Source organism: Shinella oryzae, from assembly GCF_023038235.1.
In the GTDB taxonomy this organism is placed as follows: Bacteria; Pseudomonadota; Alphaproteobacteria; order Rhizobiales; family Rhizobiaceae; genus Shinella; species Shinella sumterensis.
Window position 1 is genome coordinate 2,375,921 of sequence record NZ_CP081987.1, and the last position, 13,512, is coordinate 2,389,432.

The 13,512-nt window shown below is 64.0% G+C and carries 16 protein-coding genes; 9 read left to right on the forward strand and 7 right to left on the reverse strand.

All coding sequences use genetic code 11. The features are described from left to right. Positions 1–24: 24 nt before the first annotated feature. From K6301_RS11660 to rcdA, 3 genes are all read left to right on the forward strand, one after another. Positions 25–1,305: an MFS transporter gene (locus tag K6301_RS11660; protein WP_134645822.1), complete on the forward strand. Its 1,281-nt coding sequence runs from the start codon at positions 25–27 to the stop codon at positions 1,303–1,305. Then, on the forward strand, positions 1,302–1,490 hold the full coding sequence (locus tag K6301_RS11665; RefSeq protein WP_247217086.1) for a DUF1192 domain-containing protein: 189 nt from the start codon (positions 1,302–1,304) through the stop codon (positions 1,488–1,490). Before K6301_RS11660 ends, K6301_RS11665 begins: the two co-directional genes overlap by 4 nt. Before the next feature lie 374 nt (positions 1,491–1,864). Then, positions 1,865–2,383 (forward strand): protease adaptor protein RcdA, encoded by a 519-nt coding sequence (gene rcdA, locus K6301_RS11670; protein ID WP_247217088.1) that lies wholly within the window; start codon positions 1,865–1,867, stop codon positions 2,381–2,383. Positions 2,384–2,675: 292 nt separating this feature from the next. On the opposite strand, the gene rpmE is transcribed toward rcdA, so the two are convergent. Next, positions 2,676–2,897: a 50S ribosomal protein L31 gene (gene rpmE / locus K6301_RS11675; protein WP_117370525.1), complete on the reverse strand. Its 222-nt coding sequence runs from the start codon at positions 2,895–2,897 to the stop codon at positions 2,676–2,678. 190 nt (positions 2,898–3,087) lie between these two features. On the opposite strand from rpmE, the gene K6301_RS11680 reads away from it, so the two are divergent. Then, positions 3,088–4,911, forward strand: coding sequence for an ABC transporter transmembrane domain-containing protein (locus K6301_RS11680; protein ID WP_247217090.1), 1,824 nt, complete (start codon positions 3,088–3,090; stop codon positions 4,909–4,911). A 45-nt stretch (positions 4,912–4,956) separates the two neighbouring features. Here K6301_RS11680 and K6301_RS11685 read toward each other — a convergent pair whose 3' ends face one another. The 5 genes from K6301_RS11685 to K6301_RS11705 all read right to left on the reverse strand — a co-directional run bounded on the left by K6301_RS11685 (position 4,957) and on the right by K6301_RS11705 (position 9,902). Continuing rightward, on the reverse strand, positions 4,957–5,988 hold the full coding sequence (locus K6301_RS11685; protein WP_134645830.1) for a peptidoglycan -binding protein: 1,032 nt from the start codon (positions 5,986–5,988) through the stop codon (positions 4,957–4,959). A gap of 2 nt (positions 5,989–5,990) precedes the next feature. After that, positions 5,991–7,046: a MotA/TolQ/ExbB proton channel family protein gene (locus K6301_RS11690; protein ID WP_247217092.1), complete on the reverse strand. Its 1,056-nt coding sequence runs from the start codon at positions 7,044–7,046 to the stop codon at positions 5,991–5,993. 109 nt (positions 7,047–7,155) lie between these two features. Next, positions 7,156–7,956, reverse strand: a complete 801-nt coding sequence (locus tag K6301_RS11695) for an inositol monophosphatase family protein (protein ID WP_247217094.1) — start codon at positions 7,954–7,956, stop codon at positions 7,156–7,158. 179 nt (positions 7,957–8,135) lie between these two features. After that, the gene (locus tag K6301_RS11700) at positions 8,136–9,239 is read right to left on the reverse strand and encodes a tetratricopeptide repeat protein (RefSeq protein WP_247217096.1); all 1,104 of its coding nucleotides are present in this window, start codon (positions 9,237–9,239) and stop codon (positions 8,136–8,138) included. A gap of 9 nt (positions 9,240–9,248) precedes the next feature. Further along, positions 9,249–9,902: a thiamine phosphate synthase gene (locus K6301_RS11705; RefSeq protein WP_134645838.1), complete on the reverse strand. Its 654-nt coding sequence runs from the start codon at positions 9,900–9,902 to the stop codon at positions 9,249–9,251. A gap of 92 nt (positions 9,903–9,994) precedes the next feature. Between K6301_RS11705 and K6301_RS11710 the strand changes: the two genes are divergently transcribed. Further along, entirely contained in the window at positions 9,995–10,765 is a 771-nt protein-coding gene (locus K6301_RS11710; RefSeq protein WP_247217098.1) for a sulfite exporter TauE/SafE family protein, read from the forward strand. Between the two features lie 59 nt (positions 10,766–10,824). Further along, positions 10,825–11,085, forward strand: a complete 261-nt coding sequence (locus tag K6301_RS11715; protein ID WP_247217101.1) for an ArsR/SmtB family transcription factor — start codon at positions 10,825–10,827, stop codon at positions 11,083–11,085. A gap of 176 nt (positions 11,086–11,261) precedes the next feature. On the opposite strand, the gene K6301_RS11720 is transcribed toward K6301_RS11715, so the two are convergent. Next, positions 11,262–11,432 (reverse strand): YdcH family protein, encoded by a 171-nt coding sequence (locus K6301_RS11720; protein ID WP_134645844.1) that lies wholly within the window; start codon positions 11,430–11,432, stop codon positions 11,262–11,264. A 217-nt stretch (positions 11,433–11,649) separates the two neighbouring features. On the opposite strand from K6301_RS11720, the gene K6301_RS11725 reads away from it, so the two are divergent. Genes K6301_RS11725 through K6301_RS11735 form a run of 3 tightly spaced genes read left to right on the forward strand, consistent with a single transcriptional unit; the run spans position 11,650 to position 13,427 of the window. After that, complete coding sequence (locus K6301_RS11725) at positions 11,650–11,853, forward strand: YdcH family protein (protein WP_134645846.1); 204 nt, start codon at positions 11,650–11,652, stop codon at positions 11,851–11,853. A gap of 51 nt (positions 11,854–11,904) precedes the next feature. Then, a complete protein-coding gene (gene purE, locus K6301_RS11730; RefSeq protein ID WP_134646227.1) occupies positions 11,905–12,372 on the forward strand; it encodes a 5-(carboxyamino)imidazole ribonucleotide mutase in 468 nt (155 codons plus the stop codon). Beyond that, on the forward strand, positions 12,369–13,427 hold the full coding sequence (locus K6301_RS11735) for a 5-(carboxyamino)imidazole ribonucleotide synthase (RefSeq protein ID WP_247217102.1): 1,059 nt from the start codon (positions 12,369–12,371) through the stop codon (positions 13,425–13,427). The genes purE and K6301_RS11735 overlap by 4 nt, the downstream gene beginning before the upstream one ends. The last annotated feature ends 85 nt before the right edge of the window (positions 13,428–13,512 follow it).

Below are 13,512 nucleotides of genomic sequence, written 5' to 3' on the forward strand. Positions count from 1 at the left end.
TATCGATGAATTTGTGAAGAGCTCATGCGAAAAAACCTCATATCCGTCTTCTCGCTTCTGATGGGCACCCTGTTCCTCTTCCTCGGCAACGGCCTGCACGGCCTGCTCCTGCCGATGCGTGGTGCTTTCGAGGGATATGAGACGACCATGCTCGGCCTCCTGGGTACGTCATGGGCAACGGGCTTCGTGCTGGGCTGCCTGCTGGCGCCGACGGTGGTGAAACGCATCGGCCATGTGCGCGCCTTTTCTGGCTTCGCCTCGCTCATCGCCATCATCGCGCTGCTGACCGGCATGCTCGTCGATCCCGTCTGGTGGATCGCGCTACGCGCCGTTACCGGCTTTTCGATTGCCGGCACGTCGATGATCATCGAGAGCTGGCTGAACGAGCGCGCCACGAACGAGAGCCGCGGCCTCATCTTCTCCCTCTACATCGCCATCACTTTGGTCGGCACCGTGGGCGGCCAGATGACGGTCGCGCTCGGCGACGTCACCACGCCGATGCTCTTCATGTTCGCCGGCATCCTCTACTGCCTGGCGATGCTGCCGACGACGCTCTCCACCGCCGCATCGCCGCAGCCGCTGAAGCAGGTCAGACTCGATATCCCCGCCCTGTACCGCACCTCGCCCATCGCCTGCGTCGGCATCGTGCTGATCGGCATCGCCAACGGGGCCTTCGGCACGCTCGGCGCGGTCTTCGGCGCCAATGCGGGCCTGACGTCCGGCACCATCGCCATCATGATGAGCGTGGCCATCTTCGCCGGTGCGATCATGCAGCTGCCGGCCGGCCGCATTTCCGATCGCGTCGACCGTCGCATCGTGCTCGCCGTGCTCTCGGCGATCGCCGCCGGCGCAGGGTTCGCCATCTTCGTCTTCCAGCCGGCCTCCGTCACGCTCCTGCTTGTGCTGACGGCACTTTACGGCGCCATGGCAAACGCGCTCTATCCCATCGCCGTCTCGCACGCCAACGACTTTGCCAGCGCCGAGGATTTCGTGAAGGTCTCCGGCGGCCTGCTCCTGCTTTATGGCGTCGGCACAATCATCGGCCCGACCATCGGCGGCCCGATCATGTCGGCCGTCGGGCCCTATGCCCTCTTCGCCGTCACCTGCTGCGCCCATATCCTGATCACCGCCTATGCGATCCTGCGCAGCCGCCGCCGCGCCGCCCTACCGGCGGACATGCGCGACGCCTACACCACCATCAACCCCGGCACGATGACCACGCCGGAGAGCCTGCAGCTGTCGCCGCGCGCCCTGCCGCCGGTGCAGGCCGGCGCCGACGCGCCCCAGGAGGAGCAGACCGCATGAGCCTCTTCGACGACGACCGCCCCAAGAAAAAGATCGCGCATGAGATCGGCAGCGACCTGTCGCTGCTTTCGGTGGATGAGCTGACGGCGAGAATCGACCTGCTGAAGCAGGAAATCACCCGGATGGAAGCGGAGCGGCAGAAGAAGGGTGCCAGCCGTTCGGCGGCCGAAAACCTGTTCCGCTAGGCACCAATCGTCGCACACTGGCCGAAAAGGCACAGTTATCGGCAAAGCTGCAATAAAGTTAACCGGCCATTAAGCCTTACAGCCTATTACTTGCACATCCGGTCCTTCCGGGTTCAGACATTTTCACCGCTTGGCGAATCGGTCTGATTTTCTCCCTGTTTTACCTTGAGAGCCGCTTTTCGCGGCTCTTTTTTTGTTTGCCGCAAAGCCGCCGCAAAGTGTCCGGAAACAATTGTGGAGATTAACCCTTTCTTAAGAATACCCTTGCGCGAAGTAGGCTAAGAGATCATCCTTACGCCATGGAACGAAGAGCTGGAACACCAGCGTCCGACCTGCCGTTACCTGCAAGTGATGCGTTCAACAGGGAAAGAACCATGTCCGAAAGAGGATTGAATACCGTCAGCTTCGCTGGCCATGTGGCGTCGTCCGCACAATTCAAGTCCATCTATGCCGAGGGCATGGGTCTCGTCGAAGAAACGGCGAGCTATCTTGACGGTGTCGGTCGCCAGGCTTCCAAGGTCCTGCCGCGGATGGCCTCGGTGCTGTATGCGGCCGAGTCGATGCGCCTAACGACACGCCTGATGCAGATGGCCTCATGGCTGTTGCTCCAGCGCGCGGTCAACAATGGCGAGATGAGCCGCGACCAGGTCCTGTCGGAGAAGAGCAAGGTCCGCCTCGACAGCTTCAACGTCGACAAGACCGCTCCCGGCTGGAACGACCTGCCCGAAGCCTTCCGCGACCTGATCGAGCGCTCGCTTCGCCTGCAGAACCGCATCGCCCTGCTCGACCGCGAAATCTACCGCCCTGAGGATGTCCAGACCTTCCAGCCGGACAACCAGAACAGCGTCCAGGCCCAGCTCAACCTGCTGCAGACGGCCTTCGGCAACAGCTGAAGGCGACGCAGGTGAACGCACGATAACCCGGCTTCGGCCGGGTTTTTTGTTGGCTGTATTGCGTGTTGCTGCCCCTCCTCCCCCTGCCGGGACCTTCTCCCCGCAAGCGGGGAGAAGGGGATGTTGCGCCGCTCTTCTCCAGCCTGAGAATGCAGGAAACGGTGCGCCCTGCCCTCCTCGCCCCGCTTGCGGGGAGAGGATGCCGGCAGGCAGGTGAGGAGCAGCGCCGAACAGCAGGCAACAAAAAACCCGGCCGAAGCCGGGTTCTTCAAAACCGTCTGCGAAAGGCAGATTAGAGGCCGAGGCCTTCGAAGCGCTTCTTGAACTTGGAAACGCGGCCGCCGCGGTCCAGCATCTGCTGGTTGCCGCCGGTCCAGGCCGGGTGCGACTTCGGATCGATTTCGAGGTTCATCGTGGCGCCTTCCGAACCCCAGGTCGAGCGGGTTTCGTACTCGGTGCCATCGGTCATGACGACCTTGATGACGTGGTAGTCGGGATGGATATCAGCCTTCATGACACTCTTCCTGCTTGTTCCGGGGGCCATTTGTCGCAACGCATTGCGACAGCGGAGCCAAAGACGTAAATGAAGCCGCAGTCGGCTAGACCTACGGCTTCCCAATTCGATGGCGAGCCTATACATGAAGGCCGTCTGGATAACAAGAGCCGAAAGAGAATTCGTGCCGCCAGGCACTGGAAACGGGGGTATGGTGTCCACAGACAGAGAGACAAACGCGGCACAGAAAACCGCGCGTCGCAATATTCGTCCGCTGGGCAGGCTGGCTCCCTATATCGGCCGTTATCGTGGCCTCGTCGGCGGCGCGCTGGTCGCCCTCGTGCTGGCGGCCGTCACGACGCTGGTCTTGCCGATCGCGGTGCGCCGCATGATCGACCACGGCTTTTCGGGCGCCGATGCCGGGTTCATCAACACCTACTTCTCGATGCTCTTCGTGCTGGCCGGCCTGCTGGCCTTGGCCAGCGGCCTGCGCTACTACTTCGTCATCACGCTTGGCGAACGCATCGTCGCCGACCTGCGCCGCGACGTCTTTGCCCATGTGACGAAGCTTTCCCCGGCCTTCTTCGACGTCAACCAGTCCGGCGAGATCGTTTCGCGGCTGACGGCCGACACCACGCAGATCAAATCCGCCGTCGGCGCCACTGCATCCGTCGCGCTGCGCAACCTCATCCTCTGTCTCGGGGCCATCGCCATGATGGTCTATACCAGCCCGAAACTGTCGAGCCTGGTCATCGCCGCCATCCCGGTCATCGTCTTTCCGCTGGTGGCCTTCGGTCGCTCGGTGCGCCGCCGCTCGCGCGAGGCGCAGGATACGCTTGCCAGCGCATCCGCCTATGCCGGCGAGGCGATCGGTGCGACGCGCACGCTCCAGGCCTTCAATGCCGAGAATGCGGCCCGCGCCCGCTTTTTCGGCGAAGTGGAAAGCGCCTATGAAGCGGCCCGCAGCGCCATCCGCGCCCGCTCGCTTCTGACCGGCTTCGCCATCGCCATGATCTTCGGTTCGGTCGTCGCCGTGCTGTGGTTCGGCGCGCGCGATGTGCTGGCGGGCGCGCTGTCGGCCGGCACGCTCGGGCAGTTCCTGCTTTATGCCGTTTTTGCCGCCGGCAGCCTGGGTGCGCTCTCGGAAGTCTGGGGTGAACTCTCGCAGGCCGCAGGTGCCGCCGAACGCCTGACCGAATTGCTGGAGGAGCGGCCTGCCATCACGGCGCCCGCCAATCCGGTCGCACTGCCGGTGCCCGCACGCGGCGAACTGGCCTTCCGGGATGTGCATTTCTCCTATCCGGCCCGCCCCGGCTACCGCAGCCTGAACGGCCTTTCCTTCGCGGTGAAGCCGGGCGAGACCGTCGCGGTCGTCGGCCCTTCGGGTGCCGGCAAGAGCACGATCCTGTCGCTGGTCGAGCGCTTCTACGATCCCGATTCCGGCAGCGTCCTGCTCGATGGCGTGGACCTGCGCGCCGCCGATCCGGAAGAAATCCGCCGCCGCATGGCGCTCGTGCCGCAGGATGTCACGATCTTTGCCGCATCGATCCGCGACAACATCGCCTTCGGCATGCCTGATGTCAGCGACGACGCGATCCATGCCGCCGCCCGCGCCGCTCAGGCCGAAGAGTTCATTGCGCGCCTCGACAAGGGCTACGACACCATGGTGGGCGAACGCGGTGTGACGCTCTCGGGCGGCCAGCGCCAGCGTATCGCCATCGCCCGCGCCATCCTCAAGGACGCGCCGCTCCTGCTGCTCGACGAAGCTACCTCCGCCCTCGACGCGGAAAGCGAGACGTTGGTGCAGCGCGCCCTGGACGGGCAGATGGGCAAGCGCACCACCATCGTCATCGCGCATCGTCTCGCCACCGTGCTGAAGGCCGACCGTATCCTGGTCATGGATGGCGGCCGCCTGGTGGAAGAGGGAACGCACCAGTCGCTGATCCAGCAGGGCGGACTTTACGCCCGCCTCGCAAGGCTGCAATTCGACCACGGCGGCCAGGCCTTCCTGGGCGAAGCGCGCGCCGCGAGCTGACCGCGACGGCCTGAAACATCGGATCGGCACCAAAGGTGCCGGCCGCTATTTCTCCGTCAGCTTGAGTTCGATGCGCCGGTTGGTGGCGCGCGCGGTTGTATCGTCGCCCTCGGCGATCGGCTGGAACTCGCCGAAGCCCGCCGCCACCAGCCGGTTGGCCGGCACGCCATTGGCAATAAGGAACTTCACGACCGACGTGGCGCGGGCAGACGACAGTTCCCAGTTGTCGCGATACCGCCCGGTCCCGGAAAGCGGCACATTGTCCGTGTGTCCGTCGACCCGCAGCACCCAGTTGATCTCCGGCGGGATCTCCCGCGCGAGATCGAGCAGGGCGGCGGCCAGCTTGCGCATTTCCACCTGTCCCTCCTCGTTGAGATCACTGCCGCCCGAAGGGAACAGCACCTCGGACTGGAACACGAAACGGTCACCGACGATGCGGATGTTCTCGCGATCCGACAGGATTTCCCGCAAGCGGCCGAAGAAGTCCGAACGGTAGCGGTTGAGTTCCTGCACGCGCTGCGCCAGCGCCACGTTCAGGCGGCGGCCGAGATCGGCGATCTTTGCCTGCGATGACTGATCCTTGGCTTCCGACGCCTGCAACGCCTCCTCGACGGCGGCGATCTGGCTGCGCAGGGCGGCGATCTGCTGGTTGAGCAGTTCGATCTGGCTCATCGCACGGGCGGACACCTGCTTTTCCGCATCCAGCTCGCCTTCGAGCGTCGTCGCACGGGCGCTCGCCGCATCGGAGGCGCCGGCGCCGCTGTCGAGCAACTGCTGAAGGCGTGTGCGGTCGCTTTCCGATTGAGCAAGGGAAACCTGGAGATTGGCCAGCGCATCCTCAAGGTCCTGCTTGCCGCTCTTCTCCAGCGCCAGAAGCTGCGTCAGCTCGTTGATCTGGCTCGTCAGCCGGTTCAGCACATCGTCCTTGCCGGAAATCTCGCGGCTGAGAAAGAACTGCGCCAGCACGAAGACGGTGAGCAGGAACATGATGGCGAGCAACAGCGTCGACAGGGCATCGACGAAGCCCGGCCAGTAATCCACCGTGCGTTGGCTGCGCCTGTTTCGGGCGAGCGCCATGTCTATTCGCCCCCTGGAATCTTGGCTTTTTCAGCCTTCTCGGCCGTGCGTGCGACGAGGCGGTCGAGTGTGCGGCGCAGCGCCTTCGATTCCTCCTGCTGCGCCTCGATCCAGTCCCGCAGCATCTGCTGCTCGCTGCGCATGTTCTTCACGAGGCCTTGGATGCCCTCGGCAAGATTTGCCATCGCCGCCGTCGAACGGTTGCCGCCGCCATCCTGCGCGAGCTTGAGGATCTGTTCGGCCAGCGCCTGCACGTCGGCCGAGGACGAAGCTTCGAGCGCGCCGGCGATCGGCTGATGTTCGGAGCCGACATCGGTTACGGACGAGAGCCAGTTTTCCAGCTCCGTATAGAAGCGGTTCTGCGCGCGCCCGGCCTGAAGGTCGAGGAAGCCGAGCACCAGCGAGGAGGACAGGCCGAACAGCGACGTGGAGAAGGCGGTGCCCATGCCCTGCAGCGGCGCGGACAGCCCCTCCTTCAAGGCGTTGAGAATGTCGTTCGCCGTACCACCACCTGCATCGAGCGACTGGATCACCGAGCTGATCGAGCCGATCGTGCCGAGAAGGCCCCAGAACGTGCCGAGAAGGCCGAGGAAGACGAGCAGGCCGATGAGGTAGCGCGAGGTATCGCGGGATTCATCGAGGCGCGTGGCGATGGAATCGAGAATGGAGCGCAGGGTCGTGGTCGACAGCGTCATCGAATGACGGCGGCCGATCAGGGCGCGCATCGGCGCCAACAGCACCGGATCGCGCCCGACCTTCTCAGCGCTGCCGGCCGCACGGAAGGAGTTGAACCAGCGCACCTCCGGCCGCAGCGCCAGCACGTGATTGAACACCAGCAGGATACCGATCAGCAGGACGCCGAGGATAAGGCCGTTGAGGCCGGGATTGCTGAGGAACGCCGTCTGCGCCTGCCGGAAGAGGATGGCGGCCACGAAGCCGACGATGATGAGGAAGATCACCATCGTCCAGAAGAAGGCCATGGGGCTTGAGAGTTTGTGCGGGTCGTCGTGCCCGGTCTCGTCGCTTCCGCCCCAGCCCGACAGCGCCAGCTTAGCCATATAGTCGCATCTCCGCTTCCTCGTCGGGGCGGAGACTAGTGGAAGATTGAGCCGAATTGAAGGGCTTGGCGGCAACAGCGGTGCATTCCTGCACCGCACGTTTTACCCTTTAGCGTGCCGGTACGGGCCGCTGCACGACCTCGCGCAGCGCCTTGTGGATATATTCGTTGCCCGCAACGACAGTGCCGCTCGCCAGCACGGCATTGCTGCCGTCGAGATCGGTTGCATAACCGCCGGCTTCGCGAATCAGGAGAACGCTGGCGGCGATGTCCCACGGCATGAGGTCGCGCTCCCAGAAACCGTCGAAACGCCCGGCTGCCACATAGGCGAGGTCGAGCGAGGCAGAGCCGAGGCGGCGCACGCCGGCCACTTCGCCCATGACATGGCGCAGCTCGATGAGGAACTTGCCGTGGTTGACGTCGCCCAGATGCGGCACGCCGCAGCCGATGACGGCATCCGACAGGTTCTTGCGGGCCGCAACGCGCAGGCGGCGATCGTTGAGGAAAGCGCCGCCGCCACGCTCGGCGGTGAAGAGCTCGTCCGTCCCGGGGTTCAGCACGACGCCCGCGACGATCTCACCGTTGCGCTCGAGCGCGATCGAAATCGCGAAGAAGGGAATGCCGTGCAGGAAGTTCGTCGTGCCGTCGAGCGGATCGACGATCCAGCGATGCGCGCCGTCCGTGCCGATGATCTCCTCGGATTCCTCACCGAGGAAACCGTAGGTCGGGCGGGCCTTCATCAGCTCCTCGCGGATGAGTTTTTCGGCCTTGCGGTCGGCCTGCGAGACGTAGTCGCCCGGCCCCTTCAGCGAAACCTGCAGGTTCTGCACCTCACCGAAATCGCGCGCGAGCGACTTGCCGGCCTTGAAAGCGGCCTGAACCATGACGTTGAGAAGAGCGGAACGTGCCATGAAATGAATGTCCTTCGGGAATGTCCGGCGCATCGGGCGGCAAAAGCCGCAGCGCGAAAATGTACCGGGACCGGATGTGGGGCCTCAAGACCACAAATCCCCCGAAGTTTCAAGCCTCAAGCCTCTGCACGGCACGCAAAGCAGGGGCACCGATCGTGCAACAGGGTAAATGGGACCGCTCAGGACCCGGTGCGGAACTTGTTGGCGGCCGTAATCGCCGCCTTCTGCTGCGACTCTTCGAGACCCAGATAGAAGTCCTCCAGCGAGGGGTCGCTCAGCCCCGCGCGGCGCGCCAAAACGAACCACTTCGCCGCCTCGACGGGATCGGATTTCGTACCGATGGCATGGATATAGAGCTGGGCAAGTTTGCTCTGGGCGACGGCGTTGCCGCCCTCGGCGGCGCGTTTCAGCCAGTTGAAACCGGCCTCGTAATCGCGCTCGCCGGCCGTTCCGTTCACCAGCCACATGCCAAGGTCCAGCTGCGCGGTATCGTAGCCGGCGCGCGCGGCGCGCAACAGCCATTCGCGGGCACGCCTGGTCTTTTCTTCCGGCAGGTCCTTCAGGCTGATATAAATCTGCGACAGCGCATATTGCGCATCCGCAATGCCCTGCTCGGCCGATTTCTCATAATAGGGCATAGCCTCGCGCAAGCCCTTCTCGCCCGGGCTGTCGGCCACGAGGACCTGCGCGTAGTTGAATTGCGCCGACGCATTGCCGAGATCGGCCGCCTTCTTCATCAGCTCGTCGGCCTTCTTGCGATCCTCCTTCGAGCGCGAGCGCTCCATTAGGAGCACCGCATATTTGAACATGCCGGTCGGGTCGCCGCCATTGGCGGCCTGCTCATACCAGAACATCGCCTGGTCGCGGTTGCGCTTCACGCCAAGACCGCGGTCGAGGATTTCGGCGACCAGCGTTTGTGCGGCCGGGTCTCCCAGCTGCGCACGCGGCAGAGCCAGCTCCATCGCCGTCAGGTATCGGCCACGCTGGAAGGCGCCATAGGCCTCGTCGACTTTTCCGGTGAAAGGCTTTTCCGCTGGAAGGTCGGGAAGCTCCGCGCCCATGCGGTCCAGAACGCCCAGGCCGCCGGAAGGGCCATCGGCCTCGGTGCCCTTCTCAGACTCCGTCCCCGCCGCCGGCCGATCTTCCTTTCCGGTATCGCCGGCAGTCACAGCCGGCCCCTTTTTCGCGACCTGCGCAAAGGCCGGCGCGCACGTGAAAACGCCCGCGGCAAGAAGCGCCACCGGCACGATACGGCAAGCTTGCGAAAGGACGACCCTGATCATGAGCGGCTACTATTCCCCAAACCGTGGCGCTTTTTCGTCAAGCAGTGCATTTACGGCGGCAACGATGTGGGGCGCCTGTGCCGGCTCGGCAAAAACGGCCTTGTCGAGCGCCACGAACTCCGCGCCGCTTTCGGCGACAGCCAGCGCGGACTGCGGGTCCGTTCCGCCCAGAACGATGCAGGGAATTTCCACCATGGACGCCCACCATTCGGCGAGCGCAACATTCTTGGGATGCGCTTCCGGCTTGATGTCGCCGCCGATCTTGCCGAAGAAGATGTAGTCCGGCTGGATTTCGCCGATTTCCAGCGCCTTGTGGCGATCAGTGGCATTGCCGCCGCCGACGATGAGCTTGGGCGTGAATTTCTCGACGGCTTCGGCCAATGCCTCCAGTCCGCCGGTCACATGGATGCCGTCGGCTTTCGCACGGCCGGCGACGCGCGTGTCGCCGGCAACGAGGGCCGCTGCGCCCGCGTCCTGCACGATCTTCACCAGCACTTCCGCGTGCTTCTGGAACGCGCTGTCGTCGAGGCCGTATTGCGGCAGGATGACCGACGCCACGTCACCGCCCTTCAGCGCGCCCTCCAGCATCGCCGCCCGCGCGGAAAGGTCATCGCCTTCCGGAAGGATCAGCACCAGGCGGCAGCGGTTTTCGACATCGGACATGAAAGGCACTTTCCTAGGATTTGCGATAGCCAGGCTCGTCATAACAGAACAAAGCGGATAGACGGAAGGACGAACAGGATCAACCGTCCGCAATGTCCATAGACCCTACCATCTATTACGCCGCCATTCCCGCCGTGCTTCTCGTCGGCCTCACCAAGGGCGGCATGGGCGAGGCGCTTGCCCTCATGGGCGTGCCGCTGCTCGCGATGGCCGTGCCGCCGGTCCAGGCCGCGGCGATCCTCCTGCCCATTCTCGTGGTGATGGATTGGGTGTCGCTCTGGATATGGCGTAAGCACAACAACCGACAGCTCCTGAAGATGATGCTACCGGGCGCCCTGCTCGGCATCGCCATCGGCTGGGCCACCTCCGCCTATGTGCCGCGCGATGCGCTGCGCCTCATCATCGGCCTCATCACCGTGCTGTTCGTGCTGCGCTACTTCTACAACAGCTGGCGCGTCCGCCACGGCCACATCATCGAACCGAAGCCGCATCGCCTGCTGCCCGCGGCCTTCTTCGGCACACTTTCCGGCTATGGCAGCTTCGTCGCCCATGCCGGCGGGGCCCCCTTCCAGCTCTACGGCCTGCCGCTCAAACTGCCGCCGCGCGATTATACCGGTGCAGCCGTGCGCTTCTTCGCCATTCTCAACTTCATCAAGCTCGGCCCCTATTTCGCGCTCGGCCAGCTCGACACGACGAACCTGACCATCTCCGCGACCCTGGTGCCGCTCGCAATTGCCGCCACGGCCTTCGGGGGCTTCATGGTCAAGCGCATGAAGCCCGAAGTCTTCTATCCCTTCATGTATTCCATGGCGCTGATCGCGGGCACGAAGCTCGTCTATGACGGCATCCTCGCCTTCACCTGAGAATTGCCGCAGCGCACAAAATACTTGCCGGAAATGCTGCTTTGCCATAGCGTTCGGCCATGGCGAACCCTGACCCCTTTGCGGCGATTGCCGATCCCAACCGCAGGTTCCTGCTGGAGGAATTGCGCCGGGCGCCGCGCACCGTCAATGAATTGTCCGAGGGGTTGCCGATCAGCCGGCCGGCGGTGTCGCAACATCTGAGGGCGCTGCTGGATTGCAATCTCGTCAGCGTGACATCCGAGGGCACGAAGCGCATCTACGCGATTAATGCGAGGGGCTTCGACAGGCTCAATCTCTGGCTCGACCAGTTCTGGTCCTGAAACAGAACGCCCCGGCACGGAAATCCGGTGCCAGGGCGTCACGACATCGATGGTATCTACTGCTGTGCTTGCCTTGCGGGAAGCGGTTTCGCGGAACGGGCTCCTACCCTGATCTTCCCATACAGACCGTCTGTTCCGCGACGTGCTCCCGAGTATTCTCCGTGGAATTCCTGTCTTCAGTGTGCCGAGCGAAGCCGCTCGATCTCATCCTTGATGCGCAGCTTGCGACGCTTGATCTCCGCGATCGTCTGATCCTCCGAGGAGGGACGCGTGACCGCAGCATGCAGCTCTTCCTCCAGAGCGAAATGCTTCTTTTCCAGCGTAGCCAGGTGAGCCTCAATCGTCATGTGACAGTTCCTTCCTTTTGTTTTCACCCGGTCCAGCACGGACCGGATGGTCCAGGTTGCAACAAAGTCAGTGTGCCATTTCATTTTTCATTTGTCGAAGGCGAAAACGTGGCAAGGGATAACTTCCCGTTACCACGGGTTTCGTGATAGGAGCACGATTGATTGAGAATGGAGGCAAGCGGGCCAACCGCTGTTTCCGACGACGGGGAAAAGCAGCATGGCAGATCAGGACCAGGCGGAATTGCGGCTTGCGGTCGCACGGCTTCGCCAGGAGCATGAAGATTATGACGCAGCCATCAACGCCATGATCCAGACCGGCTGCGAAGCCCTGAGAATCCAGCGCATGAAGAAGAAGAAACTGGTCCTGAAGGACAAGATTTCCAAGCTGGAAGACCAGATCATTCCCGATATCATCGCCTGAACCGGACGAGACGCCTTGGACACCACAGAAACGCCCCCCGTCGCCATCATCATGGGTAGCCAGTCCGACTGGGAGACGATGAAGAATGCCGCCGACACGCTCGATGCGCTCGGCGTGGATTACGAGGCTCGTATCATTTCGGCGCATCGCACGCCCGAGCGGCTCTACAGCTTCGCGCGCGGCGCCAAGGCCGAGGGTTTCAAGATCATCATCGCCGGTGCCGGCGGCGCAGCGCACCTTCCCGGCATGGCCGCGGCCATGACGCCGCTGCCGGTGTTCGGCGTGCCGGTCCAGTCCAAGGCGCTTTCGGGCCAGGACAGCCTGCTGTCGATCGTCCAGATGCCGGCCGGCATTCCCGTCGGCACGCTCGCCATCGGCCGCGCCGGTGCGGTCAATGCGGCACTCTTGTCGGCTGCGGTCCTGGCGCTCAATGACCCTGAACTCGCCCATCGCCTCGACGAATGGCGCGAGGCGCAGACGAACACGGTGGCGGAATATCCCGTGGACGGCCCGCTATGACTGCACGCACGATCGGCATCATCGGCGGTGGCCAGCTCGGCCGCATGCTCGCCATGGCGGCCGCACGTCTCAACCTGCGCACCGTCATCCTTGAGCCGCAGGCCGATTGTCCGGCGGCACAGGTGGCGAACGCCCAGATCGTCGCGGCCTATGACGACGCCGACGCGCTCGCCGAGCTCGCCCGCATCTGCGACGTCGTCACCTACGAATTCGAGAACGTGCCCGTCGCCGCCGCCCAGGCGCTGGCCGCCGCCGTTCCGGTCTACCCGCCGCCGCGCGCGCTGGAAGTCTCGCAGGACCGGCTGGTCGAGAAGAGCTTCATCCGTGACTGCGGCATCCTCACTGCCGATTTCGCTGCCGTCGACAGCCAGGGCGACCTCGAGGCCGCCCTCGACCGCTTCGGCGGCGTCGGCGTGCTCAAGACGCGACGGCTCGGCTATGACGGCAAGGGGCAGCGCGTTTTCCGCTCGCCGGCCGAAAACCGCGATGGCGCTTTCGAGGCGCTGGGCGGCGTACCGCTGATTCTCGAAAGCCTCGTGCCCTTCGAGCGCGAGATCTCGATCATCGCCGCGCGCGATCGTGACGGCACCATTGCCTGCTACGATCCGGCGGAGAACGTTCATACCAACGGTATTCTCCACACCTCCACCCTGCCCGCCCGGGTGAGCGAGGCGACGGCGGATCTCGCCCGCAAGGCCGCCCGCGCCATTCTCGACAATCTCGGCTATGTGGGCGTTATCGGCGTGGAGTTTTTCGTGCTGCCGGACGGCGGGCTCGTGGCCAACGAAATCGCGCCGCGCGTGCACAATTCCGGCCACTGGACGGAAGCGGCCTGCGTGGTATCGCAGTTCGAGCAGCATGTCCGCGCGATCGCCGGCCACCCGCTCGGCGACCCGCGCCGCCATTCGGATTGCGTGATGCAGAATCTCATCGGCGACGATATCGACGACGTTCCCGCCTGGCTCGCCCGCCCCGGCGTGCTCGTGCATCTCTACGGCAAGACGGAAGCCCGTCCCGGCCGCAAGATGGGGCATGTCACCCAGATTTTCGATTGAGAGAGGCTGGAAAACCGGCCATCGTCGCGGAAAACCCGGTGCCTGTGGTTGACAGCGGAAATGTCACGGGTTACATGCCTGCCCA

What these genes read in the sequence shown, in the direction of transcription:
- rpmE (WP_117370525.1), bottom strand. Translation starts at nt 2,897, where the DNA reads ATGAAGGCTGATATCCATCCCGACTACCACGTCATCAAGGTCGTCATG.
- K6301_RS11690 (WP_247217092.1), bottom strand. Translation starts at nt 7,046, where the DNA reads ATGGCTAAGCTGGCGCTGTCGGGCTGGGGCGGAAGCGACGAGACCGGG.
- K6301_RS11725 (WP_134645846.1), top strand. Translation starts at nt 11,650, where the DNA reads ATGGCAGATCAGGACCAGGCGGAATTGCGGCTTGCGGTCGCACGGCTT.
- K6301_RS11695 (WP_247217094.1), bottom strand. Translation starts at nt 7,956, where the DNA reads ATGGCACGTTCCGCTCTTCTCAACGTCATGGTTCAGGCCGCTTTCAAG.
- K6301_RS11735 (WP_247217102.1), top strand. Translation starts at nt 12,369, where the DNA reads ATGACTGCACGCACGATCGGCATCATCGGCGGTGGCCAGCTCGGCCGC.
- K6301_RS11665 (WP_247217086.1), top strand. Translation starts at nt 1,302, where the DNA reads ATGAGCCTCTTCGACGACGACCGCCCCAAGAAAAAGATCGCGCATGAG.
- K6301_RS11680 (WP_247217090.1), top strand. Translation starts at nt 3,088, where the DNA reads ATGGTGTCCACAGACAGAGAGACAAACGCGGCACAGAAAACCGCGCGT.
- K6301_RS11720 (WP_134645844.1), bottom strand. Translation starts at nt 11,432, where the DNA reads ATGACGATTGAGGCTCACCTGGCTACGCTGGAAAAGAAGCATTTCGCT.
- K6301_RS11660 (WP_134645822.1), top strand. Translation starts at nt 25, where the DNA reads ATGCGAAAAAACCTCATATCCGTCTTCTCGCTTCTGATGGGCACCCTG.
- K6301_RS11710 (WP_247217098.1), top strand. Translation starts at nt 9,995, where the DNA reads ATGTCCATAGACCCTACCATCTATTACGCCGCCATTCCCGCCGTGCTT.
- purE (WP_134646227.1), top strand. Translation starts at nt 11,905, where the DNA reads ATGGGTAGCCAGTCCGACTGGGAGACGATGAAGAATGCCGCCGACACG.
- K6301_RS11685 (WP_134645830.1), bottom strand. Translation starts at nt 5,988, where the DNA reads ATGGCGCTCGCCCGAAACAGGCGCAGCCAACGCACGGTGGATTACTGG.
- K6301_RS11715 (WP_247217101.1), top strand. Translation starts at nt 10,825, where the DNA reads ATGGCGAACCCTGACCCCTTTGCGGCGATTGCCGATCCCAACCGCAGG.
- K6301_RS11705 (WP_134645838.1), bottom strand. Translation starts at nt 9,902, where the DNA reads ATGTCCGATGTCGAAAACCGCTGCCGCCTGGTGCTGATCCTTCCGGAA.
- rcdA (WP_247217088.1), top strand. Translation starts at nt 1,865, where the DNA reads ATGTCCGAAAGAGGATTGAATACCGTCAGCTTCGCTGGCCATGTGGCG.
- K6301_RS11700 (WP_247217096.1), bottom strand. Translation starts at nt 9,239, where the DNA reads ATGATCAGGGTCGTCCTTTCGCAAGCTTGCCGTATCGTGCCGGTGGCG.